Source organism: Streptosporangium sp. NPDC003464, from assembly GCF_053588315.1.
Genome location: NZ_JBSFPS010000057.1, coordinates 17,543 through 40,113, shown reverse-complemented (window position 1 = coordinate 40,113; position 22,571 = coordinate 17,543). Strand labels below are relative to the sequence as shown.

Sequence of the window (22,571 nt, the reverse complement as noted above, 5' to 3'; positions counted from 1 at the left end):
ACGGCCGCGAGGCGGCCGGGGTGCTCGCCGCCGCGGTGGCCGAGGCCATGCGCCCGGGCGCGACGGCCGACTCGGTGGTGGCCACCTGCCTCCGGCTCGCCAAGGACGGCACGGCGGCGGCCATCGACGCGGTCTGCTCGGTGGCCCGCGGCCTCGGCCATTGGGACGGCTCCTTCGAGCGGCTGCGCGCCGCCATGAAGCCCTACGACACCGTCGCCGACACCTACCGCGACCAGGGGCTCGGCGCCCGCCGCCCGAGCCGCCTGCACAGCATCGAGGAGCTCCCGCTCGCCCTGGCGTTCCTGCTGATCGCCAAGGGCGGCTACCGCGACACCGTCCTCGGCGGCGTCAACTACGGCCGCGACGCCGACTCCATCGCCTCCATGGGCGGCGCCATCGCCGGCGCCCTCGGCGGGCGCGAGGCGGTCCCCGCCGACTGGGTCGATCAGATCTCCACCGCCAGCCGCACCGACCTCGTCACCCCCGGCCTGGACCTGGCCCGCGTCGCGCGCCGCATCCACGCCGCCGACCTGGAGCGCCGCCGGGCCCACGAGTCCGCCTTCGCCGCGCTCCTCGGAGACGCCGGATGATCCGCCTGACCTGGGTGCAGCCGGAGGATCTGGTCGGCCACGAGCTGCGCCAGGCGGCCGAGGACGGCCGCGAGGTGACGGAGATCGCCGCCCGCTGGCACGCCGCGGGAGGACACGACGCCCCGCCCCGGGCGGGGGCCTCGCCCGAGATCCCCCCGGCCGGGCTGCGTGGTCTGGCCGAGGAGCTGCTCGACGAGCTCGCCGCGCTCCCGTCCCCGCTCCCCGAGCCCTCCACCCTGGCCGGGATCGTCGCGGCCTGCCCGCGGTGGCCGGCCGCCCGGCGGCCGGCGGGCGCCCCGTCCCCGCAGGCCACGGCGCAGGCCACGGACCGGATGCTGGGGGCGTGGCTCGGCCGGGCGGCGGGATGCGTGCTGGGCAAGCCCGTGGAGAAGATCCCCCGGGAGGGGATCAGGGCCATCGCCGAGGCGACCGGGAACTGGCCGATCCGGGGATGGTTCACCGCGCGGGGCCTGCCCGCCGAGATCGGCGCGCGCTGGCCGTGGAACCGGCGCAGCGCGGTCAACAGCCTCGCCGAGAACATCGACGGCGTCCCCGAGGATGACGACCTCAACTTCGCGCTGCTGGCCCTGGCCCTGCTCGAACGGCGGGGCCGCGCCTTCACCACCGACGACGTCGCGCAGCTCTGGCTGGACGAGCTGCCCGGCGGCCGGGTGTTCACCGCCGAGCGCGCCGCCTACCGCAACCTGCTGACGGGCCTGGAGCCGCCCTCCCCGGAGGGCGGGCCGGAGCCGGACGGGGCCGCCCCCGCCTCCACGGCGACCTTCCGCAACCCTTTCAGGGAGTGGATCGGGGCGCTGATCAGGGCCGACGTCTACGGCTGGGCCAACCCCGGTGACCCGGCGACGGCCGCCGAGTTCGCCTGGCGCGACGCCCGGCTCAGCCACACAGCCAACGGGATCTACGGCTCCATGTTCGTGGCCGCGATGTGCGCCACGGCACTGGTGGCCTCCTCCGCCGAGGAGGTGGTCGCCGCGGGTCTCGCCGTGATCCCGCCGCGGTCCCGGCTGGCCGCCGCCGTACGGCTGGCCGCCGAGGACGCGCGCGAGGAGGAGGACTTCGAGCGGGTCGTCGACCGCCTCCACGGACGCCACGGGGCCCTGCACTGGGTCCACACGATCAACAACGCCGCGCTGATCACGGCCGCGCTGGTCCACGGCCGGGGCGACTTCACCGCCTCGATCACCGGGGCCGTGGCGGGCGGCTGGGACACCGACTCGGCGGGGGCGACCGTGGGCTCCATCGCCGGCGCGCTGCGCGGCGCGTCCGCGATCCCGCCGCAGTGGTCGTTGAAGAACCGGCTGGCCAGCAGTATCACCGGCTTCGACGGCATCGGCCTGGACGAGCTGGCGGCCCGCACGCTGGCCCTGGCGACGGAGGAACCATGATCTCGGTATTCGGCAGTGTCAACATGGACCTGGTGGCCTACGTCGAGGCCGCCCCCGGCCTCGGCGAGACCGTGACCGGCCGCGCGTTCCGCACGGTCCCCGGCGGCAAGGGCGCCAACCAGGCCATCGCCGCCGCCCGCGCCGGAGCCGAGGTCGCCTTCCTCGGCGCCGTCGGCGACGACGCCTTCGGCCCCGAGCTGCGCCGGACGCTGGCCGGGGCCGGAGTCGACGTCAGCGGTCTGCGCACCGTGCCCGGCCCCTCCGGCATCGCCCAGATCGTCGTCGACGACCAGGGCGGCAACTCCATCATCGTGGTCCCCGGCGCCAACGGCGCGGTGAGCGCGCCCTCCGAGGCCGAGCTGGAGGTCATCGCCCGCTCCGACGTCCTGCTCCTGCAGCTCGAACTCCCCATCGGGGCGGTCACCGCCGCGGCCCGCGCGGCGCGGGCCGCGGGGACCACGGTGATCCTCACCCCCGCCCCCGTCCAGCCGCTCCCCGACGAACTGCTGGAGGCTGTGGACGTGCTCGTCGCCAACGAGCACGAGGCCGCGGCGATCACCGGGCGCGCCGACCACGAGGAGGCGGTGCGGGAGCTGCGGACCAGGGTCGACTGGGTGATCATCACCCTGGGGTCGCGCGGCGCGCTCAGCGCCGGACCCGGCACCGCCCCGGCCCTGCGCGTCCAGGCGCCCAAGGTGCGGGCGGTGGACACCACGGCGGCGGGCGACACGTTCGTGGGGGCGCTCGCCGCCGCCCTCGTCGAGCGGCAGCCCCCCGACCGGGCGGTCCGGTTCGCCGACGCCGCCGCGGCCCTGTCCGTCCAGCGGGAGGGGGCCAGCACCTCCATGCCCGCCCGCGCCGAGATCGACCGGAGCCTCGCCGGCTCCGATGCCTGACAGTCGCCGTACGGCCCGCCGGACCCGCACCCGCCGCCCGGCGGCGCCCGGCGGCGCCGGGTGGCGCCGGGCGGCCCGCCGTACCGGCGCCACCGGGGGAGACCCGGGCATGAACGGCGCGCCGGACGGCCGGCGGCCGGGCCACGGCCGGTCGGCCCGCCGGCCCCGGTGCCGCCGGAGCGGGTGGGCGGCCACGTCATGTCATGGGCGCGAGCGGTGCGCCGGCGCGGGGCCCGTGCCCCCCGGACACACCGTGAAGCCCTTGTGCACCCACCCCGACCTGGAACGGTCGCCGACGATCGGCTCGCGCCGCATGGAGGAGATATGAAGGCCCTGGACGGTGTCCGCGTGCTGGACCTGGCGACCCTGTTCGCCGGTCCCATGGCGGCGATGCTGCTCGGCGACTACGGAGCCGAGGTGATCAAGGTCGAGCACCCGGCCAGGCCCGACCCCTCGCGCGGCCACGGCCCGGAGGGGTTGTGGTGGAAGATGCTCGGCCGCAACAAGCGCGCGATCACGCTCGACCTGTCCACGGCCGAGGGCCAGGACCTGCTGGTGGAGCTGGTGCGCGAGGCCGACGTGGTGATCGAGAACTTCCGGCCGGGGACGCTGGAGCGGTGGAACCTCTCCTACGAGCGGCTCAGCGCGGCAAACCCCGACCTGGTGCTGGCCAGGGTGACCGGGTTCGGGCAGTTCGGCCCCTACGCGAAGCGGCCCGGGTTCGGCACGCTCGCCGAGGCGATGAGCGGCTTCGCGGCGATGACCGGCGAGCCGGACGGCCCGCCGACGCTGCCGCCGTTCGGCCTGGCCGACGGCATCTGCGCCCTCGCCACCGCCTTCGCGGTGATGACCGCGCTGCGCTCGGGCCGGGGACAGGTGGTCGACCTGTCCATCATCGAGCCGATCCTGACCGTGCTCGGTGCCCAGCCCACCATCTACGACCAGCTCGGCACCGTCCCGCCGCGCACCGGCAACCGCTCGGTCAACAACGCCCCCCGCAACACCTACCGCTGCAAGGACGGCTCCTGGGTCGCGGTCTCCACCTCGGCCCAGAACATCGCCGAGCGGGTGATGCGCCTGGTCGGCCGCCCGGAGGTGATCGGCGAGCCGTGGTTCGCCAGCGGATCGGGCCGGGTCGCGCACGCCGACGAGCTGGACGGCGCCGTGGCGGCCTGGGTGGCCGAGCACACCCGCGAGGAGGTCCTGGCCGCCTTCGAGCAGGCCCAGGCCGCCGTCGCCCCCATCTACGACGTGCGCGACATCATGGCCGACCCGCAGCTCGCGGCCCTGGACGCGATCACAACCGTCGAGGACCCCGAGCTCGGCCCGGTGCGGATGCAGAACGTCATGTTCCGGCTCACCGGCACCCCCGGTGAGATCCGCTGGACCGGCCGCCCGCACGGCGCGGACACCGACGAGGTCCTCGGCGCCCTCGGCCTGACCGCCGAGGACCTCGCCGCCCTGCGGGAAAAGGGGGTCATCTAGCCGTCGATCAGCGACGTGCCGGACAGCGTGATCAGGAACGCGCCGGCCGCGAGCAGCGCCACCGGCCAGGACCGGCCGATGGCGGCCCAGATCGCGGCGGCCAGGAAGCAGACCAGGGCGAGCAGCACGAGAACGTTCACGGGATCCTCCACGGAGTGGGACCGGTCAGGCGATCACCGCCTGGGGCAGGGACGCCTCTGCCCCACCCGCAACGGAGGTAACACGGTGATCACCGGTCCGGCGGGGCGGGACCGCGGCGGCCGCCCCCGGAGCCCGGCGCCGGTCTGTTTCCGGAGCCCGGCGGAGGTCTGCTTCCGCAAGCCCGGCGGTCTGCTTCCGCAAGCCCGGTGGCCCGCCGCCGGGCCTTCCCGGGTGGCGGTCGGTGGCCTACGCCCCGTCCCAGAGCGCGGCGGCCGCCTCGGCGCAGGCCACGTCCTGGGTCACGGTGCCACCGCTGACCCCGACCGCGCCCACCACTCTGCGGCCCTCGCCTCGGTCCCAGAGCGGGATGCCGCCGCCGAAGCACACGTACCGGTCCCCGGCCAGGCCGTACAGGTCTCCGCCCGGCGCGACCAGGGGCGCGAGGTCGGCGGTGGGCATCCGGTGGGCCACCGCGGTGTAGGCCTTGCCGGGGGCCAGCGCCGGCCCGGCGATCTCCGCGCCGTCCATCCGCTGGAAGGCGACCAGGTGGCCGCCCGCGTCGACCACCGCCACCGAGACGAGGGCCCCTTCACGCCCGGCCTGTTTCACCGAGGCCTCACACATGCGCAGCGCGAGTTCGAGGTTCAACCGGGCTCCTTCAAGCCTTTGGGGCCTTAGCAGTGGACAATTCGGTTTGTATCCGCCGCCGACCGGTGGTGCAAGATCTCATATGAGATCCGGGGTTCCGCCCACGCGAACGGAGAATTCATGCAGGCCCACGATCTGTCGGCCGGGGGCGACGTGCAGGCCCACGATCTGTCGGCCGGGGGCGACGTGCTGGCCCGCGTGCACGAGGCCGCCCGCGCGGCGGTGCGGATCCACGGGCTGCCGGACGCCGAGGTCACGCTGGTCAACGTGTCGGAGAACGCCACCTACCGGGTGGACGACCCGGCCACCGGGGCCCGGTCCATCCTGCGGGTGCACCGCCTCGGCTACCACGCCACCCCGGCGATCCTGTCCGAGCTCGCCTGGCTGGAGGCGCTCCGCGAGGAGGCCGGGGTCCGGACGCCCCGGGTGCTGCCGGCGCCGGACGGGTCCCGGGTCCTGACCGTCCCGGGCCCGCAGCCCCGTGACTGCGTGATGTTCGAGTTCCTGCCCGGGACCGAACCGCCGCAGGACCGGCTGGTGCCCGGCTTCGAGCGGCTCGGCGCGATCACCGCCCGGATGCACCGGCACGCGCGGAGCTGGCCGCGCCCCGCGGGGTTCACCCGCTTCCACTGGGACTACGACGCCGCTCTCGGCGCCCGGTCGCGGTGGGGCCGCTGGCAGGACGGCGTGGGGATGGACCCGCAGGCGCGGGCCCTGCTGGAGCGGCTCGACGGGGAACTGCGCGCCCGGCTCCGCCGCTTCGGCCGCGGCGCCGGCCGCTACGGCCTCATCCACGCCGACCTGCGCCTGGCCAACCTGCTGGTGGTGGGCGACGGGCCGCCCAGCGTCATCGACTTCGACGACTGCGGCTTCGGCTGGTACCTCTACGACCTGGCCGCCGCGCTCAGCTTCATCGAGCACCATCCCCAGGTCCCCGAGATGGTCGACTCCTGGGTGCGGGGCTACCGCACGGTCCTCGACCTGCCGGCCGAGGACGAGGCCGAGATCTGGACCTTCATCATGTTCCGCCGCCTGCTGCTGGTCGCCTGGATCGGCACGCACACCGGCGTCGACATCGCAGCCGAGCTCGGCGCCGGCTACACCGAGGGCACCTGCGAGCTGGCCGAGCGGTTCCTGTCGGGCGGCGGGGGCGGTGGACGGCGCAGGCCGCCACTCCCGGCGACATCCCTTTGAGTAACACTTCTGTCACTCTCGGCTATCATCGGCATCGCCGACAAGATCACCAGGAGCGCAGCCCTGGCCCCGGGGGAGACATGCACAACAACAACCGCGCCAGCCTCGTCCACCAGATCAGGTATGCCCTCGGCCACCCCGGCCGGATCTCGCCGCACCTGAGAAGGCTGACCAGGAACACCTGGCTGCGCCTGCGCACCCGCGACCACATCGGCTACTACCGGGCCGTGATGAGATCCGACACCGCCCGCGGCTCGGAGTCGGCCGTGGGCAGCAGGTCGCACGAGCGCTGGCTGGCCATGGGCCGGCTGCAGTTCGACTACCTCGTACGGCACGGTCTGCGGCCCGACCACCGCCTGCTGGAGATCGGCTGCGGCAACCTGCGGGCCGGACGCCTGTTCATCGACTATCTGGACACCGGCAACTACTACGGCGTCGACATCTCTCCCGACATCCTGATCGCCGCCCAGGACACGATCGTCGGCCATGGCCTGCGCGACAAGCTCCCGCATCTCATGCCGGTCGGCGACCTGCGCCTGGCCGCCCTGCCCGACAGGGCCTTCGACGTGGTCCACGCCCACAGCGTCTTCTCCCACTCCCCGCGCCACGTGATCGAGGAGTGCTTCCAGCACGTCGGCCGGATCATGAAGCCGGCCGGCTGGTTCGACTTCACCTTCGACCGCACGGAGGGCGAGGAGCACCAGGTCCTGGGCGAGGACTTCTACTACCGCACGGCGACACTGGTCGCGCTGGCCGGCGAGCACGGCCTCCAGGCGACCTTCATGGACGATTGGGAGAAGCTCCCCTCCAAGCAGTCCAAGATCCGTATCACGCTCAGGCCGTCCGGCGGCGGGTGAGCCGGGCGGTGGCTCAGAAGGCCGGATCGGTGTGCACCCGGCTGCCCTCGACGTAGGTGGCCAGCACCGACGTCTCGGCGAGCTCACCGGCCGGGATCGAACAGGGGTCGCGGTCGGTGACCACCAGGTCGGCGAGCTTGCCCTCCTCGATCGTGCCGGTCCGCGTGTCGAGGTGGTTCACCCACGCCGTGCCGATCGTGTAGGCGGCCAGCGCCGCCGTCAGGTCGAGCCGCTGCCGCGGCAGGAACGCCTCCCGGTCCCCGCCCGGAGCCGTGCGGTTGACCGCGACGTGGATGCCCCAGAACGGGTCGGGGCTGCTGACCGGCCAGTCGCTCCCCGCCGCGAGCCGGGCGCCGGTCCGGGCCAGGTCCCCGAAGGGATACTGCCAGCCGGCGCGTTCCGGGCCGAGGAACGGGATGGTCAGCTCGTCCATCTGCGGCTCGTGCGCCGCCCACAGCGGCTGGACGTTGGCGGCGATCCCCAGGGCGGCGAACCGCGGCACGTCGGCGGGGTGCACGACCTGCAGGTGGGCGATGTGGTGGCGGTGGTCGTTCACGCCGTTGGCGGCGCGCGCGGCCGCGAACGCGTCGAGGGCCTCGCGGGCCGCCCGGTCGCCGACGGCGTGCACGTGGACCTGGAAGCCTTCGGCGTCCAGGCGGGTGACGTGCGCGCGCAGCCTCTCCGGGTCGAGGAAGCTGAGTCCCTGGTTGCCGGTACGGCATCCGCAGCCGTCCAGGTAGGGGGAGGTCATCGCGGCGGTGAAGTTCTCCGCCACGCCGTCCTGCATGATCTTGACGCTGGTGGCGCGGAACCGTCCCGCGCCGCCCCGGCGCGCGAGCAGTTCGGGGATCTGCTCCTCACCTCTTTCGCGGTCCCACCAGAGCGCGCCGACCACCCGGGCGGTGAGCAGCCCGGACTCGGCCGCGGTCAGGTAGGCCCGCTGGACCTCGGGGCTGACCATCGCGTCCTGCCAGGCCGTCACGCCGACCGAGTGCATTCGCCGCTGGCCGGCCCGCAGAGCGCGGAGCATCATGTCGGCGGTCGGCTCGGGGACGTGCCGGGCGACCAGGTCCGACGCGCCTTCGTGGAGCGTGCCCTGCGGGGTGCCGTCGGCCTCCCGCTCGATGCGCCCGTCGATCGGGTCCGGGGTGCCCGCGTCGATCCCGCACCGTTCCAGGGCCCTGGTGTTGACCCAGGCGCCGTGGCCGTCCTGGTTGATCAGATGGACGGGCCGGTCGGGGACCACCGCGTCCAGCAGGTGCCGGCTGGGCGTGCCGCCGGAGAACCATTCCATGGACCAGCCGCCTCCGGCGATCCATTCCGCCTCGGGGTTGGCCGCGGCGTAGGTCCGGACGGCCGCGAGGGCCTCGTCGGCGTCACGGGCGTCGTGCAGGTCGCACTGGATCATGGTGGCGCCGGCGAGGACCGGATGCACGTGGGCGTCCTGGAAGCCGGGCAGCAGGGCCCGGCCGGCCAGGTCGACGACCTCGGTGGCCGTGCCGATCAGCGGTCGCACGTCCGCGTCCCGGCCGACGGCGACGATCAGGCCGTCGCGGACGGCGACCGCCGTGGCGGCGGTCCGGGCGGGACCGAGCGTGTGCACCGGACCGTTGTGGAAGACGAGGTCGGCGGGGGCGGGCATACGGACTCTCCTCGACGTGAGACCAGGGGGATCGGAGTGCTTCGGGGGCATGGAGAACAGAGGGGACGGCGCGCTCCGGGGCATGGGGTGGGGGACCGGAGCGCGAGGGAGCGGAGCATCAGGGGACCGGAGCGCAGGGATTGGAACATCAGGGAACCGGTGCGCCGGGGGAGCGGAGCGCGTGAGGGCGCCGGGGCAGGGGATCGCCGGGCCGGGGGATCAGAGCGTTTCGGGGCGCAGGGCCCAGGGCCGGACGCGTTCGACGGCGGCGCCGACCCGGAAGACGGTCGCGTCGTCGTAGCTGCGGCCGACGATCTGCACCCCGGTCGGGACTCCGTTGGACGCCCGACCGGACGGGACGTTGAGAACCGGACAGCGGCTGGCGACATTGAAGACGGTCGTCAGCGAGTACTCCATGTAGTGGCCGAGCTCGACGCCGTTCACGACCAGCTTGGCATCGACGTAGTCCTCGCCCGCGCGCAGGGCGGGTGCCCCGGCGGTCGGGCAGATCAGCACGTCGTAGCGGTCCAGCAGCGCGCCGATGACCGCGTAGATCGTGGCCTCCAGCTCCAGGCCGGCCAGGAACCCGTCCCGCTCGGCAGCCGCCCGGGACTCCGCGGCGAAGGTGAGGGCGTAGCGGGTCAGCCTGTCACCGTGCTCGGCCGCGACGTTGGCGACCATGGGGCCGAAGATGGTGCCGAAGTGGATGAAGGCGGCGCGCATGACGTCGGCGCGGCGCAGGCCGACCTCCACCTCCTCGACGATCGCCCCGGCCGCGGCCAGGGCGTCGGCGACGGCCCGGGTGTTGGCCGCGACATCGGGCTCGATCTCCCAGTCGCCCAGGTTGGGGGCGTAGGCGACGCGGAGGCCGACGACGTCTCCGAGCCGGTCGGGGATGCGGACCGCCGGGCGGAGAGAGACCACGTCGCCGGGGTGCGGGCCGACGATGACGTTCTGCAGCAGTGCGCAGTCGGCGACGGTGCGGGCCATCGGCCCGTCATGGCAGTAGTGGTCCAGGTTGAACGGAGGCATCGCCGGCACCCGGCCGTAGGGCGGTTTGTAGCCGACCGTTCCGGTGGCCGCGGCGGGCAGGCGGATGGAGCCGCCGATGTCGGAGCCGGTGGCGAGCGTGGCCGTACCGGAGGCGAGCGCCGCACCCGAGCCGCCCGAGGAGCCGCCGGGGGAGTAGTCCAGGTTCCACGGGTTGCGGGTGACCCCCCAGAGCCGGGAGTGGGTGAAGGCCGCGCAGCAGAACTCGGGCGTCGTGGTGCGGGCGTGGATGATCCCGCCGGCGGCCAGCACCCGTTCGATGACCGGATGGGTCTCCTCGGCCACCTGGTCGGGGTAGGCGAGCGAGCCGTCCGTGGCGAGCCGCCCGGCGATCGGCTGCTCGTCCTTCGCGGCCACCGGGAGCCCCTCCAGCGGCCGTGGCGAGCCGCCGTCGCGGTAGGCGCGCTCGGCCTCCGCCGCCTGGGTGAGAGCATCCTCGAAAGTGCGTTCGGTCAATGCGTTGACCTGCGCTTCGACGGCTTCGGCCCGTTCGATGACGGCGGTCATCAGCTCGACGGGCGACAGCTCGCGGGACCGGAACAGCCGCAGGGCCTCGGTCGCGGGAAGGTAGGCGAGGTCGGTCACGGGAACTCCTTCAGGGTGGCCGCGAGGGCACGCCGGTCGGCCGCGATCTGGGCGGGGTCCCAGCCGTGTCGTGGCACCGAGTGCAGCAGCAGGCGGGTGTAGGGGTGTTGGGGGTCGGACAGCACCTGCCGGGTCGGGCCGGATTCGACCACGCGCCCCCGGTAGAGCACGAGGATGTCGTCGGCGACGTGCCGGACGAGCGCCAGGTTGTGGGTGACGAACAGGTATCCGACGCCGGTGTCCCGGCGGATCTCCGCCAGCAGGTCGAGGATCTGCGCCTGGATGGACACGTCGAGGGCGGCGGTCGCCTCGTCCAGGATCAGCACCTTCGGCTCGGTCGCCAGCGCGCGGGCGAGCGCGACCCGCTGGCGCTGGCCGCCGGACAGCCGCCTGGGGAGCGCGTCCGCCTCCCGCTCGCCGAGGCCCACCCGCGCCAGCAGTTCGTCCCGGCGGGAGCGCCGCTGCTGCGGGCTCAGCGCGAAGTGCAGGTCCAGCGGTTCCTCGACGCACCGGGCGACGGTGATGCGGGGGTCGAGCGAGAGGTAGGGGTCCTGGAAGACCATCTGGATCTCGCGGGCCCGGGCCAGCCTGGTCGCCCTGCCGCGGGTGGCGTCCGAGCGGTCCCGCCCGCCGACGTGGATCCGGCCGGCATCCGGCCGTTCCAGGCCGACGAGCATCCGCGCCGTCGTCGTCTTTCCCGATCCCGACTCGCCCACGACGGCCAGGGAGCCGCCCGGCCGGAGCGAGAAGGAGACGTCGTCGACGGCCACGTGGTCGCCGAACGACTTGCGCAGGCCCTCGACCCGCAGCGCGTACTCACTCATCGACCAGCTCCTCCACGCGCAGGCAGGCGACGTGAGCACCGTCGACCTCCCGTTGGACCGGCTCGTGCTCGGCGCATCGGGGCCGTGCGTGGGCGCAGCGGGCCGCGAAGGCGCATCCGGCCGGAGCCTCGGCGAGCGATACCGGGCGTCCCGGGACGCCGCGCGGCGGCAGGTCGGAGTCCAGCCGCGGGGTCGAGGCCAGCAGCGCGGCGGTGTAGGGGTGGCGGGGCCGGGCGAAGAGCCCGTCGGCGGACTGGGCCTCCACGATCCGTCCCGCGTACATCACGTAGATGCGGTCACAGATCGCCGCGGCCAGCTCCAGGTCGTGGGTGACGAAGAGCATCCCCATGGCACGCTCGGTCCGCAGGCCGGTGAGGATCGAGACGACCTCGGCCTGGGTGGTGACGTCCAGCGCGGTGGTGGGTTCGTCGGCCAGCAGCAGCCGGGGTTCTCCGGCGAGCGCACCGGCGATCATCACACGCTGCAGCATGCCGCCGGAGAACTCGTGCGGATACCTGCGCAGCGCGGCGCGGGGGTCACGGATCCCGACCGACTCCAGCAACTCCCCGGCCCGCCTGAGCGCGGCTCCCCGCGACACACCGCCGGCCCGCATCCCTTCGGTGATGAAATCGCCGATCCTGCGCAGCGGGTTGATCGAGGCCCGGGGGTCCTGGAAGACCATGGAGATTCCGCGGCGGCGCAGCTCGCGGAGCCGGGTCGGAGACATCGTCAGGACGTCGTCGCCCTCCACCCGCAGGCTTCCGGTGGCCTCCGCCCCTTCGGGGAGCAGCCCCAGCACCGACCGGCAGGTGACGGACTTGCCTGACCCGGACTCGCCGACCAGCCCGACGGTCTCGCCCCGTGCCACATGGAGCGACACCCCGGCGAGGATGGGGCGCGCGGCCCTGCCGGCCGGGAGCCGCACGTTCAGGTCCTCCATCTCCAGCAGCGGGGGGGCCATCATCGCTCCCGCCCGGCGACGCGGTCGGCGACGGCCTCGCCGACGACACCGAAGGCGACCACCGCGATCACGATGGTGAAGCCGGGGGCGAGAGCCGGGAGCGCCGCGCCCTGGAGCAGGGCGGCGGACCCATCGTTGATCATCACGCCCCAGTCGGCGGTGGGCGGCTGGACACCGAAGCCGAGGAAGGACAGGGCCGCGAGGTCCATGAGCGCGTAACCGAAGTTGATCGCGGACTGGGCGAGGACCAGGGGAGCGATGTTGGGGATCAGATGCCTCAGGCAGATCACCCAGCCGGACCAGCCCTGCACCCGGTACGCCTGGATGTAGGGGCGGGCCTTCTCCTGGAGGGCCACGGCGCGTACCAGCCGGCCGACATAGGGGGTGTAGGCGACGCTCATCGCGACGATCGGGGCCGTCGGTCCGGCGCCGAACATCGCCACCAGCATGATGGCCAGCAGCAGGGCGGGGAAGGAGAAGACGAATTCCATGGCGCGCGACAGCAGGGAGTCGACAACCCCGCCGTGCCAGGCGGCGGCCACCCCGACCAGCATGCCGAGGACCGTGGACACGCTGACCACCGCCAGCGGTCCGAGCAGGCCGGTCCGGGCGCCGTAGATCAGCCGGGACAGGATGTCGCGGCCCGACTGGTCGGTGCCCAGCAGGTGGTCGGCGCCGGAGCCGCTCAGGGTGGCGGACAGGTCGATGCCGTCGGGATCGTGCGGTGCGATCAGCGGGGCGGAGACCGCCGCGACGATCAGCACGGCCAGGACGGCGAGGGCGGCCGCGACGAGCCTGTCGCCTCCGGCGAGACGGGTCAGCGGCGCCAGGATCTTGCGCCGGTGGACGGACAGGACGGTCACGACGCGTCTCCCTTCGCGTGGGACAGTCGGGGATCGATGAGGGGATGGATCACGTCGACGAGGAGGTTGGCGGAGACGAAGGCCAGCACCACCAGCAGGCTGACGGCCTGCACGACCGGGAAGTCCTTGACGGTGACGGAGCCGACGAGCAGCTGGCCGACCCCCGAGAGGCCGAAGGCGGTCTCCACGATCGAGGTGCTGACCAGCAGGCCCGCCACGACGGTCCCGGTCACGGTCGTGATCGGGCCGAGGGCGTTGCGGAGCACGTGCCGGCGCAGCACCTCCGTGCCGGCGATGCCGCGCGAGCGGGCCACCTCGACGTGCTCACGCGCCAACTCCTCCAGCATCGCCGCCCGGGTCACCCGGGCCAGCAGGCCGACGAAGGTCAGGGCGAGCGCCGCCGCCGGGAGCGTCAGGTGGGTGATCCGGTCGCCGAAGCCGGTGCCGTTGCCGAAGGCCGGGAACCAGCCCAGCTGGAGGGAGAACAGCGAGATCAGCCCGATCGCGGCGACGAACGCCGGGGTGGCCGTGGCGACGCCCGTGCCGACGAGGACCAGCCGGTCGACGACGCCCGGCCGCAGCGCGGCCAGTGCCCCGAGCGCCAGTCCGCCGACCAGGATGAGCAGGCCGGCGTAGCCGACGAGCCAGAGCGTCGTCGGCAGCCGGGCGGCGATCAGGCCGGCCACGTCCTGCCGGAACTGCACGGACCGGCCGAAGTCGCCGGTGACCACGCCGCCGACCCACTTGACGTACTGGACCAGGAACGGGTCGTTCAGGTGGTACTGCGCCTTGATGGCCGCGATCGCCGCCGGTGACGCCGAGCGGCCTCCCAGGAGGAAGGCCGCCGGGTCCCCGGGGGCGAGGTGGACCGAGCCGAAGACCGCGAACGAGGTGGCGACCAGCATCGCGACGATTCCGGCGATCCGGCGGAGGAGGAAGCGTGCCATGGCCGGGCTCAGCCGGCCGTACCCAGCGGGGCGGCCCAGGGATATTGGAGCTGGGCGATGCTGGTCGGTGCGCCCGTGAGCCGGTTGTTGAGGAACATGGTGTGCGGCACCTCGTACAGCGGGATCCAGACCAGGTCACGGACCGCGATCTCCTGCAGCTCGGCGACCGTCGCGGCGCGGGCGGCGGGGTCGCTCTGGCCGCTCGCCCGGTCGAGCAGGGCGTCGTAGTCCGGGTTGGAGTAGCCGCCGTAGTTGGCGAAGTTGCCCGTCTGCAGGTTCCCGTAGAACTCCAGCGGGTCGGGGGTGGAGTCGTACCAGCTCGTCATCATCAGGTCGAGTCCCTCACGGGCCTTCGGGTCGGAGAACAGCGCCGTGTAGGCGTCCGGGGCGACCGCCTTCAGCTCGACCTCCAGGCCGATGGCGCGCCCCGCCGCCTGCGCCGCGTTGGCGATGACGCCGATCTCCGGGGAGAGCGTGCTGGTCGCCATCACGATCTTCTTTCCGGTGGCGCCGGCCTCCTGGATCAGCTTCTTCGCCCCGGCGAGATCCTGGGTGAGGGCCGCGAGCTTGGCGTAGTAGCCCTCGGCCGCCTCCACGGCGATTCCCCAGGCGCCGGTCGCGGCGGGCGCCTTCGCCGGTGTGGCGACCCCGCCCGCGGCGGCCTTGATGATGCCCGTGCGGTCGAGCGCCATGGACAGCGCCCTGCGGACGCGGACGTCACCGAGCGTGCCCTTGAGGTCGGTGGGGATCAGGCTCACGGCCGTGGTGCTGGGCCCGAAGTAGAGCTTTCCGTTGGTGGCGGCGCGCAGTCTGGCGAGGCCGCTGGGCGGCAGCAGGTAGCCGCCGTCGACCTCGCCGGCGAGCATCGTGTTGATGCGGGCGGAGGGGTCCTGGATGAACACGTTCTTGACCGTGCTCACCTTGGGGGCGAGGGTCGGGTCCCAGTAGCCGTCGAACTTCTTGAGAGTGATCGACTGGCCCTTCTGCCACGTGTCGAGGGTGAACGGGCCGGTGCAGTTGACGCCGACGTCCGGGGTGCCGTAGCCCTGCCCGGCCTTGGCCAGGAACGCGGCGCTCTCGACGGTCCCGGCGGAGGTGCCCATCTCCTCGTTGAAGAGCTGGTCGGGTCGCTTCAGACGGACCGTGACCTCCATCGGGCCGGTCTTCTCGACCGACTCGACGTTGCGGAAGGCCGAGACCCAGTAGGAGCCGGTCTTGGGGTTCAGGTGGCGGCGCAGGCTGGCGACGACGTCCTCGGCGGTGAGCGTGGAGCCGTCGTGGAAGCGCACCCCCGGGCGGATCGTGTAGACCCAGCGCCTGGGGTCGGGGGAGGCCACGGAACTGGCCAGGCCCGGCTGCAGCTTCAGGTCGGGCGTGATCCGCATGAGCTGCTCGCACACGTTGGCGAGCACGGTGTTGGGCGGGTAGTCGAAGGCGTAGGCGTAGTCCAGGGACTGCGGCTCGGCGTAGAGCGACCAGGTGACCGAGTCCACCGGACCCTTGGCCGGCGGGGTGTCCTTGGTGATCTCGAAAGCGGCGGAGTCTCCACCGAGGCCGGCGCGTGGAGTGCCGCCGCACGCGGCGGTCGCGAGCGCGAGCAGCGCGGTCACGGCGGCGAAACGGGAGGTGCGCATCAGACCACCTCTTTCTGAACGGGCCGCGACGTTTTGCGCCGTGCGGCTGAGGTGCCAGCGAGTATTGGTGAAGGAACGTTCCTGCACAAGGGGTGGAAGGAACGATTCTGCAACGGTGGCAGGGGTAGCGGACGGCGCAGACCGGGTGGCAGGATCACGCCCATGAGCCAGTCAGACCGCAGCTCCGCCGTACGGGTCCGCCTGGTGGACGTGGCCCGTGCCGCGGGGGTCTCCAAGACGACCGTGTCGGACGCGCTGAACGGAGCCGGACGCCTGCCCGCGGCCACCCGCGAGCACGTACGGCAGGTGGCGCGCCGTCTCGGCTACCGCCCGAACGCCACGGCGCGGCTGCTGCGCGCCGGGCACACCCGGCTGATCGGCTTCGCGGCGCGGGAGTACGTCGAGACGCCGTGGGTCTACGCCGAGCTGGCCTACTTCGGGCAGCTCGTCACCGCCGCGACCCGGGCGGCCCTGACCCACGGATACGGGGTCGTCCTGCTGCCCACCTCCGGGCCGGACGACTGCTGGCTGGACATGCCGCTGGACGGCGTGTTCGTCGTCGACCCGGTCGAGGGGGATCCGATGGTCGGGGACTTCCTCGCGGCGGGCATCCCGGTGGTCTCCGACCGGCGGGCCCTGGCGGAGGCGACGGGCGGGGCGGGGACGGTCGGCCGGTGGATCGACTTTGACCACGGGGGCGCCGTGCGCCGGGTCCTGGACCACCTGGAGGCCGCCGGCGCCGAGCGGATCGCGGTCGTCGCGGGCGCGACCACGGCCTGCTTCCACCAGGAGTCGGCCGCCGCCTACCGGGACTGGTGCGCCGAGCGGGGCCGTGAACCCTCCATCGTCTGCCTCCCCGGCCCCGGCCTGCAGCCGACGCTCGAGGCCGTCGAGGAACTGCTCGACGGTCCGGCCCCGCCGGACGCGCTCTTCACCCTGGTCGAGGTCAACCCGCCGCTCCTGCTGGAGGCGGTCCGCAGGTGCGGCCGGTCCGTCCCCGACGACCTGCTGCTCGTCTGCACCACGGAGGACCCGACGGCCCTGCACACGGATCCGCCGATCAGCACGCTCAGCTTCCTGCCCGGCGAGACGGCCGAGGCCGCGGTGGAACTGCTCGTGGACAGCGTCGAGGGCCGCGCGGGAGAGCCCGGCCGGCTCTTCTCGGCCGAACTCCGGATCCGCGCGTCCTCGGCCTTCCCGGCCACCGTGTAGGCCCGGCGCGGGCCCCGTGCCTCATCTCACCTCGTAGGCGTCGTAGAGCACGGCGTCGGGGGTGCGCGTGCCGGACGCGACGGCCAGCGAGCGGTTGAGCCAGCGATATGCGGGCGCTCCGGTCTCGAAACGGCAGAACAGCCGGAAGTAGTACTCGGCGGGGTTCACCTCCTCGCCCCCGGCGAGCCGCGCCATCACCTCGGGCGGACCGTGCCGGACGCCGGTGGTCTGCAGGTAGATCAGGGCGCCGTCACGTGTGCGCAGCGTGTAACGGGTGTCGATGCTCGCGCTCGCGTCCGGGTGCACGACCTGCCAGTCGGCTCCGCCCGGCAGGATCTCACCGGACAGCCGTGGGCCCTCGAAGGAGCCGCCGGTGATGTTGATGATCCGGCGACGGCCCCAGGGGGAGTCGCCGAGTTCCAGGACCGGGTCGAGCTCCACCCGGAAGGCGGCCAGCGGGGTCAGCTCGGGTCTCATGCCGGCGCCACGCCGTAGGAGGGGCGCTCGTTGAGCAGCCGGGGATCGAAGCCGGCGGTGCGCTTGTAGGCGGCCGCGATGCCCTCGCGTTCGGCCGCCGGGATCACGTCCTCGATGTCGGTGAACCCGCCGGGTGCGCGCTCGTGGGCGATTCTCATCACCACCTCCGGCCCCATGCTCCGGTTGGCCAGGCACAGAGCGGTCGTCACGGGCCGCCGCCGCTCCTCGTAGGCGCACAGAGCCTGCTCGGGGGACCGGCCGACGGCGAGTTCGTAGGCGAGCACGCGAGCGTCGAGCACCGCCTGGGAGGCGCCGTTGGAGCCGATGGGGTACATCGCGTGGGCGGCGTCGCCGAGCAGGGTCACCCGGCCGTGCGACCAGCGCGGGAGCGGGTCCCGGTCGACCATCGGGTACTCGTAGACGGCCTCGGCCGCCGAGATCAGCCCCGGCACGTCCAGCCAGTCGAACCGCCAGTCGCCGAAGTGGCGCAGGACCTCGGCGGGCTCCACGGGCCGGTTCCAGTCGCCGCGCGCGACGGCCTCGTCCATGGGGCGCTCGGCGATCCAGTTGACCAGGCTCGGGGCCGCCTCCTGGATCGGGTAGGCGACGAACTTCGCGGTGCCGTCCCCGGCCATGATCATGGAGCGGCCGGAGAGGAACGGCCGCGCGCGGGACACCCCGCGCCACAGGACCAGGCCGTTCCACGGCGGTGGCCCCTCGTCGGGGTAGAGCAGGGCTCGGAGCGCCGAATGGATCCCGTCGGCGCCGATGAGCACCTCACCGGTCAGCTCGGTCTCCCCACCGGCGGTCGCGAACCGGGCCGACACCGTGCCGCCCTCCTGGTGGAAGCCGGTGAGCGTGTGCCCCGGCCGCACCGCGGCCTCGCCCAGCCGCCTCCGCACCTCCGCCAGCAGCAGCATCTGCAGCCGGCCCCGGTGCACCGAGAACTGCGGCCAGCGGTATCCGGCGCGCAGGCCGCGGGGCTCGGACCAGATCGGCGAGCCGTAGCGGTTGTGGTAGGCGAGCTCCCCGGTGGTCACGCCGATCCCGGCGAGCTGGTCGGACAGGCCCAGCTCGGCCAGTTCGCGGACCGCGTGAGGGAGCAGGTTGATGCCCACGCCCAGCGGGCGCAGCTCCGCGGCGGCCTCGGCGATCACCACCTCGGTCATACCCGCCGCGTGCAGGCTCAGGGCTGTGGCCAGCCCGCCGATGCCGGCACCCACGATGACCACTGACATCCGTACTCTCCCGAGTAAATGTTTTGGCCTTAACTATTTCGTCCTTCATCATCTAGAGTCAGTGGTGCCGGCGCAAGACCCTGAGAAGATCGGACGCATGAACGAATCGGCCGAGAGCTGGTACGAGGCGCACGCGAGAGACCGGGTGGCGGACATGCGGACGCCGGCGGACTCCCGCGCCTTCACGCTCTCCTACAACGTGCTGCAGCTCTCCCAGATGCTGGTCAACGATCTGGAGTCCCGGGTGCACCGGCCGCGCGGGCTCACGTTGCCGGGCTTCCGGCTGATGTTCAAGCTGTGGCTGCTGGGGCCCACCCAGTCGGCCCGGCTCGCCGAGATGTCGGTGCTGACCCGCTCGGCGGTGTCGAACCTGGTCAACACGCTGGAGCGGGAGGGGCTGGTGGAGCGCAGCCGGACCGTCGCCGATCGAAGGCTGGTCTACGTCGATCTCACCGAGAAGGGGCGGGCGATGGTGACCGAGGCGTTCGAGCTCCAGACCCGGCGTGAGCGGTCCTGGTTCACCGCGCTCGACGAGACCGAGCAGGCGCGGTTCGTCGCGATGATGCGGAAGCTGATCGAGTCCCGGCCGCAGGACTGACGGCGGCCCGGCCTGCGGTGCCGCACGGTCCGCGGGATCGGGGCCGGCCCTCGCCGCCGGCCCCGCAGCCCGCCGTCATGGCCCTCGCCGTCGGCCCCGCAGCCCGCTGACACGGCCCTCGCGGTCGGCCCTGGAGCCTGCCGTCAGCCCGCCGTCACGGCCCCGGCGGCCGGCCCGCCAGCTCCCGCCGGATGTCGTCGTCGTCCGGTGCCAGCTCCAGCGCGCGGGTGAGGTCGGCCACCGCCGCCTCCTCCCGCCCCGCGGCGCGCAGCGCCATCGCCCGGTTGAACAGCAGCGCGGGGTCCGCGCCGGGTTCCAGGGCGCGGGTGAAGTCGGCGACCGCGCCCTCCGGGTCGCCGGTCTCGAAGGCCAGCATCCCCCGGCTGGCCCAGGCGGCCGCGAGCGAGGGGGCACCCTCCAGCGCCCGGTCGAACGCGGCCCGGGCCTCCTTGTGGTGACCCTCGGCCATCTCGACCTGGCCCAGCGCGCACAGCAGATACGGGTTGGCCGGATCCAGCGCGAGCCCGGCCTCCGCGTCGGCCCTGGCCCTGCCGTGGTCGCCGAGCGCGGCCAGCAGCCCGGCCCGGTTGGCCAGCCCGTCCACGAACTCCGGGTCCAGCTCCAGGGCGTGGTCCAGGTCGACGAGCGCCCCCTGGTGGTCGCCGGCGGAGAAGCGGATCTCGGCCCGGTTGTAGTACGGCTCGGGGAAGGGCGGGCCGACCCGCATCGCCGTCTCGTAGTCGGCGATCGCGGCCTCCCGCCGACCCAGCCGGTGCAGCAGGTTGCCCCGGTCGATGTAGTAGTCGGGGTAGCCGGGGTCGGCCGCTATCACCGCGTCCAGGTCCTCCAGGGCGTCCTCGGGGCGGCCCAGCATGACGGCGAGCTGCGCCCGGTTGGCCAGCAGCACCAGCCGGTGGATCGGGTGCTCGCCCGGCGGCAGGTCGCGCTCGGCCAGCTCCACCGCCTCCTGGACGAGCTCCAGCGCCCTGGCGGGGTCGCCCCGCCGTACCTCCACCAGCGCCCGGCCGTTGAGGTCGAAACCCAGTTTGAAAGCGCGCTCGCGCGGGTCGGGCAGCAGCGTGGAGATGGCGATCGCCTGGTTCACCCAGGCCAGCGCGGCGTCCAGATCGCGCCGGGCCGGGTCGTGGTGGCGGACCTTGAGCATCCCGGTGGAGTAGGCGGCGGCCGCGTGCGTGAGGGGGGAGACGCTTTCACGCCTGGCCAGGTCGAACAGCGCCTCGGCCTCGTCCTCGCGGTTCAGCGAGCCGAGCGCGGTCGCGGTGCTGTGCAGGAAGCGCCACCAGGTCTCCGGCTCGGCCGCCGGGTCGGTCAGCGCCAGCGCGCGCTGCCCCAGCTCCACCACCGCGTCGTGGCAGCCCGCGTCCAGGCACCACTCGACCGCGAACCGGAGGGCCTCGACCGCCCTGTGCGGATCGGTGCCGTGCTCGCGGTGGTAGGGGATCGCTCCGAGCCGTGCGCCGACCGTCCCCTCCCGCTCCAGCTCCTCGGCCCGCGCGTCGTGCTCCTCCGGAGTGAGGGGCTCATCCGGTACGGCCTGCTCGCCGACCACGACGGTCAGCAGCCGCGGGGCGATCCGCCGCCGCAGCACCGCCAGCAGCTCGCGGTCGGTGGGGTCGGCCCGGTGGGCGTTCTCCACCACGAGCGTCCGCGGCCCGACCTCCGCCAGGTGTTCGCCGACGAGCTCGGTCAGCCCGTTGGACAGGCGGAGCGTACGGCGGGGCGCGTGGACCAGGATCCGTTCCGCCCTGGGCAGCCGGTCGGCCACCGACCGGCGCCTGGCGGGGACCAGCCCGTGCAGGTCGGGAGCCATGGCGCGCAGTTCTATGTCGTAGCGGGCGACCAGATCCGGCCGGGCCGCCGAGGCCAGTGCCGAGGCGATCGCGCCCCCGGCGGTGTAGGGGCCCCGCAGGCGCCGGTCGGCGTCCACGGGAGGCAGGAGCAGAGGAGGGAGGGGCGGGTTTTCTGATGGGAGCGGTCCCCGGCTCACCAGTCTCCTTTATCTATGTCGTTCTGGAGGCCGGCGCCCATCGCTGAGCGCCGGTTCTGTGTTTTTCGGTCTCAGCCGACGTGCTTGGGACTGGCGGCCCCGCGGAGCGTGACGGTGCCAGGCTTGTGAACAATGACGCGCTTCATTGCGATGCCTCTCTCGGAATAACAACAAACGGCAAGTATTCGCATTAATCACCCATATTGACAAGATCTTCTTCTTACAGTGGCCTCATCCGGACAGGTCGCCGGGCGGTCCGGTGCCCCCTGTCCCGGTCGCGGGCCGGTCAGGGGCGCGGCTGCTGCTGGGTGATGCAGTGGATCCCGCCGCCGAGGGCGAAGATGGCGCGGGCGTCCACCGTCTCGACGGTCCGCTCCGGGAAGAGCCTGGCGAAGATCTCGGCCGCCGCCGCGTCGCGCGGGTCGTCGAAGGAGCAGAGCAGGGCCAGGCCGTTGGCCAGGTAGTGGTTGATGTAGGAGTAGTCGACCAGCTCCCCGTCCGCCTCGCGGGTCTCCGGGGCGACCAGCTCGACGACCTCCAGCCGGCGTCCCCGGGCGTCGGTCGAGGAGCGCAGGATCGCCAGGTTCTCCCGGGTGACCTCGTGGTCCGGGTGGTCCGGGTCGGGCTGGACGTGGCAGAGCACCAGGCCGGGACGGGCGAAGGAGGCGAGCAGGTCCACATGGCCGCTGGTGCCGTACCTGCCGTAGTCGGCGGTGAGGCCGCGCGGCAGCCAGATCACCTTCTCCACGCCGATCCGGGCGCGGAGCTCGGCCTCGACCCGCTCCCTGGTCCAGCCGGGGTTGCGCTTGTCGCCGAGCTGCACGGTCTCGGTGACGATGACCGTGCCCTCGCCGTCCACGTGGATGCCGCCGCCCTCGTTGACCATCTCCGAACGGAACCTGGCGGCCCCCGCCCGCTCCAGGACGGCCGCGGCGACCAGGTCGTCCTTGGCGTGGACGTTCCAGCCCCACCCGTTGAAGGTCCAGTCCACCCCCGCCAGGCCGCCCCTGCCGTCCACCAGGAAGGTCGGGCCGTTGTCGCGCATCCAGCAGTCGTCCAGCGGCTGCTCCACCACCTCGACGCCGGGGGCCAGCCAGCGGGCCGCCGACCCGCGCTCGCTCGGGTCGACCACCATGGTGACCGGCTCGTAGCGGGCGATGGTGTTGGCCACGGCCGACCACGCGCGGTAGGAGGGCTCGGGGTCGGCCAGCGCGTAGCCGGAGACCGGCCAGGACATCCAGGTGCGGGTGTGCGGGTGCCACTCCGGCGGCATGAAGAACACGGCGGGCTCCTTTTCGTGGATCAGGGACCAAGA

At 73.4% G+C, this 22,571-nt stretch carries 21 protein-coding genes; 8 read left to right on the top strand and 13 right to left on the bottom strand.

The genetic code is table 11. The annotated features are described in order from the left end of the window. The 4 genes from ACWDS7_RS15545 to ACWDS7_RS15530 all read left to right on the top strand — a co-directional run. The coding region (locus ACWDS7_RS15545; protein WP_451929827.1) for an ADP-ribosylglycohydrolase family protein at positions 1-590 on the top strand (590 nt) is incomplete at its 5' end. Further along, positions 587-1,996 (top strand): ADP-ribosylglycohydrolase family protein, encoded by a 1,410-nt coding sequence (locus ACWDS7_RS15540; RefSeq protein WP_451929826.1) that lies wholly within the window; start codon positions 587-589, stop codon positions 1,994-1,996. The genes ACWDS7_RS15545 and ACWDS7_RS15540, both read left to right, overlap by 4 nt. Continuing rightward, a complete protein-coding gene (rbsK, locus tag ACWDS7_RS15535) occupies positions 1,993-2,892 on the top strand; it encodes a ribokinase (protein ID WP_451929825.1) in 900 nt (299 codons plus the stop codon). Before ACWDS7_RS15540 ends, rbsK begins: the two co-directional genes overlap by 4 nt. Positions 2,893-3,216: 324 nt before the next feature. Further along, a complete protein-coding gene (locus tag ACWDS7_RS15530) occupies positions 3,217-4,377 on the top strand; it encodes a CaiB/BaiF CoA transferase family protein (RefSeq protein ID WP_451929824.1) in 1,161 nt (386 codons plus the stop codon). Here ACWDS7_RS15530 and ACWDS7_RS15525 read toward each other — a convergent pair. Both ACWDS7_RS15525 and ACWDS7_RS15520 read right to left on the bottom strand, forming a co-directional pair. After that, complete coding sequence (locus ACWDS7_RS15525) at positions 4,374-4,517, bottom strand: hypothetical protein (protein WP_306868572.1); 144 nt, start codon at positions 4,515-4,517, stop codon at positions 4,374-4,376. The two genes, ACWDS7_RS15530 and ACWDS7_RS15525, sit on opposite strands and share 4 nt — an antisense overlap. A gap of 247 nt (positions 4,518-4,764) precedes the next feature. Beyond that, complete coding sequence (locus ACWDS7_RS15520) at positions 4,765-5,166, bottom strand: GlcG/HbpS family heme-binding protein (protein ID WP_451929823.1); 402 nt, start codon at positions 5,164-5,166, stop codon at positions 4,765-4,767. 120 nt (positions 5,167-5,286) lie between these two features. Between ACWDS7_RS15520 and ACWDS7_RS15515 the strand changes: the two genes are divergently transcribed. After that, positions 5,287-6,360: a phosphotransferase enzyme family protein gene (locus ACWDS7_RS15515; RefSeq protein ID WP_451929822.1), complete on the top strand. Its 1,074-nt coding sequence runs from the start codon at positions 5,287-5,289 to the stop codon at positions 6,358-6,360. Positions 6,361-6,440: 80 nt separating this feature from the next. Then, entirely contained in the window at positions 6,441-7,217 is a 777-nt protein-coding gene (locus ACWDS7_RS15510) for a methyltransferase (protein ID WP_451929821.1), read from the top strand. A 13-nt stretch (positions 7,218-7,230) separates the two neighbouring features. Here ACWDS7_RS15510 and ACWDS7_RS15505 read toward each other — a convergent pair whose 3' ends face one another. The 7 genes from ACWDS7_RS15505 to ACWDS7_RS15475 all read right to left on the bottom strand — a co-directional run bounded on the left by ACWDS7_RS15505 (position 7,231) and on the right by ACWDS7_RS15475 (position 15,723). After that, positions 7,231-8,859: an amidohydrolase gene (locus ACWDS7_RS15505; protein WP_451929820.1), complete on the bottom strand. Its 1,629-nt coding sequence runs from the start codon at positions 8,857-8,859 to the stop codon at positions 7,231-7,233. Between the two features lie 219 nt (positions 8,860-9,078). Next, positions 9,079-10,494, bottom strand: a complete 1,416-nt coding sequence (locus ACWDS7_RS15500; RefSeq protein WP_451929819.1) for an amidase — start codon at positions 10,492-10,494, stop codon at positions 9,079-9,081. Beyond that, positions 10,491-11,318, bottom strand: coding sequence for an ABC transporter ATP-binding protein (locus tag ACWDS7_RS15495; protein WP_451929818.1), 828 nt, complete (start codon positions 11,316-11,318; stop codon positions 10,491-10,493). The genes ACWDS7_RS15500 and ACWDS7_RS15495 overlap by 4 nt, the downstream gene beginning before the upstream one ends. Then, positions 11,311-12,282, bottom strand: a complete 972-nt coding sequence (locus ACWDS7_RS15490) for an ABC transporter ATP-binding protein (RefSeq protein WP_451929817.1) — start codon at positions 12,280-12,282, stop codon at positions 11,311-11,313. Before ACWDS7_RS15490 ends, ACWDS7_RS15495 begins: the two co-directional genes overlap by 8 nt. Next, on the bottom strand, positions 12,279-13,142 hold the full coding sequence (locus tag ACWDS7_RS15485; protein ID WP_451929816.1) for an ABC transporter permease: 864 nt from the start codon (positions 13,140-13,142) through the stop codon (positions 12,279-12,281). The genes ACWDS7_RS15490 and ACWDS7_RS15485 overlap by 4 nt, the downstream gene beginning before the upstream one ends. Beyond that, the gene (locus ACWDS7_RS15480; RefSeq protein WP_451929815.1) at positions 13,139-14,089 is read right to left on the bottom strand and encodes an ABC transporter permease; all 951 of its coding nucleotides are present in this window, start codon (positions 14,087-14,089) and stop codon (positions 13,139-13,141) included. Before ACWDS7_RS15480 ends, ACWDS7_RS15485 begins: the two co-directional genes overlap by 4 nt. Positions 14,090-14,097: 8 nt before the next feature. Then, on the bottom strand, positions 14,098-15,723 hold the full coding sequence (locus ACWDS7_RS15475; protein WP_451929814.1) for an ABC transporter substrate-binding protein: 1,626 nt from the start codon (positions 15,721-15,723) through the stop codon (positions 14,098-14,100). Positions 15,724-15,885: 162 nt separating this feature from the next. Between ACWDS7_RS15475 and ACWDS7_RS15470 the strand changes: the two genes are divergently transcribed. Beyond that, on the top strand, positions 15,886-16,935 hold the full coding sequence (locus tag ACWDS7_RS15470) for a LacI family DNA-binding transcriptional regulator (protein ID WP_451929813.1): 1,050 nt from the start codon (positions 15,886-15,888) through the stop codon (positions 16,933-16,935). Positions 16,936-16,956: 21 nt separating this feature from the next. Here ACWDS7_RS15470 and ACWDS7_RS15465 read toward each other — a convergent pair whose 3' ends face one another. Both ACWDS7_RS15465 and ACWDS7_RS15460 read right to left on the bottom strand, forming a co-directional pair. Continuing rightward, the gene (locus ACWDS7_RS15465) at positions 16,957-17,412 is read right to left on the bottom strand and encodes a DUF3237 domain-containing protein (RefSeq protein WP_451929812.1); all 456 of its coding nucleotides are present in this window, start codon (positions 17,410-17,412) and stop codon (positions 16,957-16,959) included. Continuing rightward, positions 17,409-18,650, bottom strand: coding sequence for a flavin-dependent oxidoreductase (locus ACWDS7_RS15460; RefSeq protein WP_451929811.1), 1,242 nt, complete (start codon positions 18,648-18,650; stop codon positions 17,409-17,411). Before ACWDS7_RS15460 ends, ACWDS7_RS15465 begins: the two co-directional genes overlap by 4 nt. A gap of 97 nt (positions 18,651-18,747) precedes the next feature. Here ACWDS7_RS15460 and ACWDS7_RS15455 point away from each other — a divergent pair, with 97 nt between their 5' ends. Beyond that, positions 18,748-19,248 (top strand): MarR family winged helix-turn-helix transcriptional regulator, encoded by a 501-nt coding sequence (locus ACWDS7_RS15455; protein ID WP_306868609.1) that lies wholly within the window; start codon positions 18,748-18,750, stop codon positions 19,246-19,248. A 154-nt stretch (positions 19,249-19,402) separates the two neighbouring features. Here ACWDS7_RS15455 and ACWDS7_RS15450 read toward each other — a convergent pair whose 3' ends face one another. Beyond that, on the bottom strand, positions 19,403-21,196 hold the full coding sequence (locus ACWDS7_RS15450; protein WP_451929810.1) for a tetratricopeptide repeat protein: 1,794 nt from the start codon (positions 21,194-21,196) through the stop codon (positions 19,403-19,405). A 346-nt stretch (positions 21,197-21,542) separates the two neighbouring features. Further along, entirely contained in the window at positions 21,543-22,529 is a 987-nt protein-coding gene (locus tag ACWDS7_RS15445; protein ID WP_306875642.1) for an agmatine deiminase family protein, read from the bottom strand. Between the last annotated feature and the right edge of the window lie 42 nt (positions 22,530-22,571).

Excerpts from the sequence above, each read along its gene's own strand:
- ACWDS7_RS15540 (WP_451929826.1), top strand. The coding sequence starts at position 587 with ATGATCCGCCTGACCTGGGTGCAGCCGGAGGATCTGGTCGGCCACGAG.
- rbsK (WP_451929825.1), top strand. The coding sequence starts at position 1,993 with ATGATCTCGGTATTCGGCAGTGTCAACATGGACCTGGTGGCCTACGTC.
- ACWDS7_RS15530 (WP_451929824.1), top strand. The coding sequence starts at position 3,217 with ATGAAGGCCCTGGACGGTGTCCGCGTGCTGGACCTGGCGACCCTGTTC.
- ACWDS7_RS15515 (WP_451929822.1), top strand. The coding sequence starts at position 5,287 with ATGCAGGCCCACGATCTGTCGGCCGGGGGCGACGTGCAGGCCCACGAT.
- ACWDS7_RS15510 (WP_451929821.1), top strand. The coding sequence starts at position 6,441 with ATGCACAACAACAACCGCGCCAGCCTCGTCCACCAGATCAGGTATGCC.
- ACWDS7_RS15505 (WP_451929820.1), bottom strand. The coding sequence starts at position 8,859 with ATGCCCGCCCCCGCCGACCTCGTCTTCCACAACGGTCCGGTGCACACG.
- ACWDS7_RS15495 (WP_451929818.1), bottom strand. The coding sequence starts at position 11,318 with ATGAGTGAGTACGCGCTGCGGGTCGAGGGCCTGCGCAAGTCGTTCGGC.
- ACWDS7_RS15490 (WP_451929817.1), bottom strand. The coding sequence starts at position 12,282 with ATGATGGCCCCCCCGCTGCTGGAGATGGAGGACCTGAACGTGCGGCTC.
- ACWDS7_RS15480 (WP_451929815.1), bottom strand. The coding sequence starts at position 14,089 with ATGGCACGCTTCCTCCTCCGCCGGATCGCCGGAATCGTCGCGATGCTG.
- ACWDS7_RS15475 (WP_451929814.1), bottom strand. The coding sequence starts at position 15,723 with ATGCGCACCTCCCGTTTCGCCGCCGTGACCGCGCTGCTCGCGCTCGCG.
- ACWDS7_RS15470 (WP_451929813.1), top strand. The coding sequence starts at position 15,886 with ATGAGCCAGTCAGACCGCAGCTCCGCCGTACGGGTCCGCCTGGTGGAC.
- ACWDS7_RS15465 (WP_451929812.1), bottom strand. The coding sequence starts at position 17,412 with ATGAGACCCGAGCTGACCCCGCTGGCCGCCTTCCGGGTGGAGCTCGAC.
- ACWDS7_RS15460 (WP_451929811.1), bottom strand. The coding sequence starts at position 18,650 with ATGTCAGTGGTCATCGTGGGTGCCGGCATCGGCGGGCTGGCCACAGCC.
- ACWDS7_RS15455 (WP_306868609.1), top strand. The coding sequence starts at position 18,748 with ATGAACGAATCGGCCGAGAGCTGGTACGAGGCGCACGCGAGAGACCGG.
- ACWDS7_RS15445 (WP_306875642.1), bottom strand. The coding sequence starts at position 22,529 with ATGCCGCCGGAGTGGCACCCGCACACCCGCACCTGGATGTCCTGGCCG.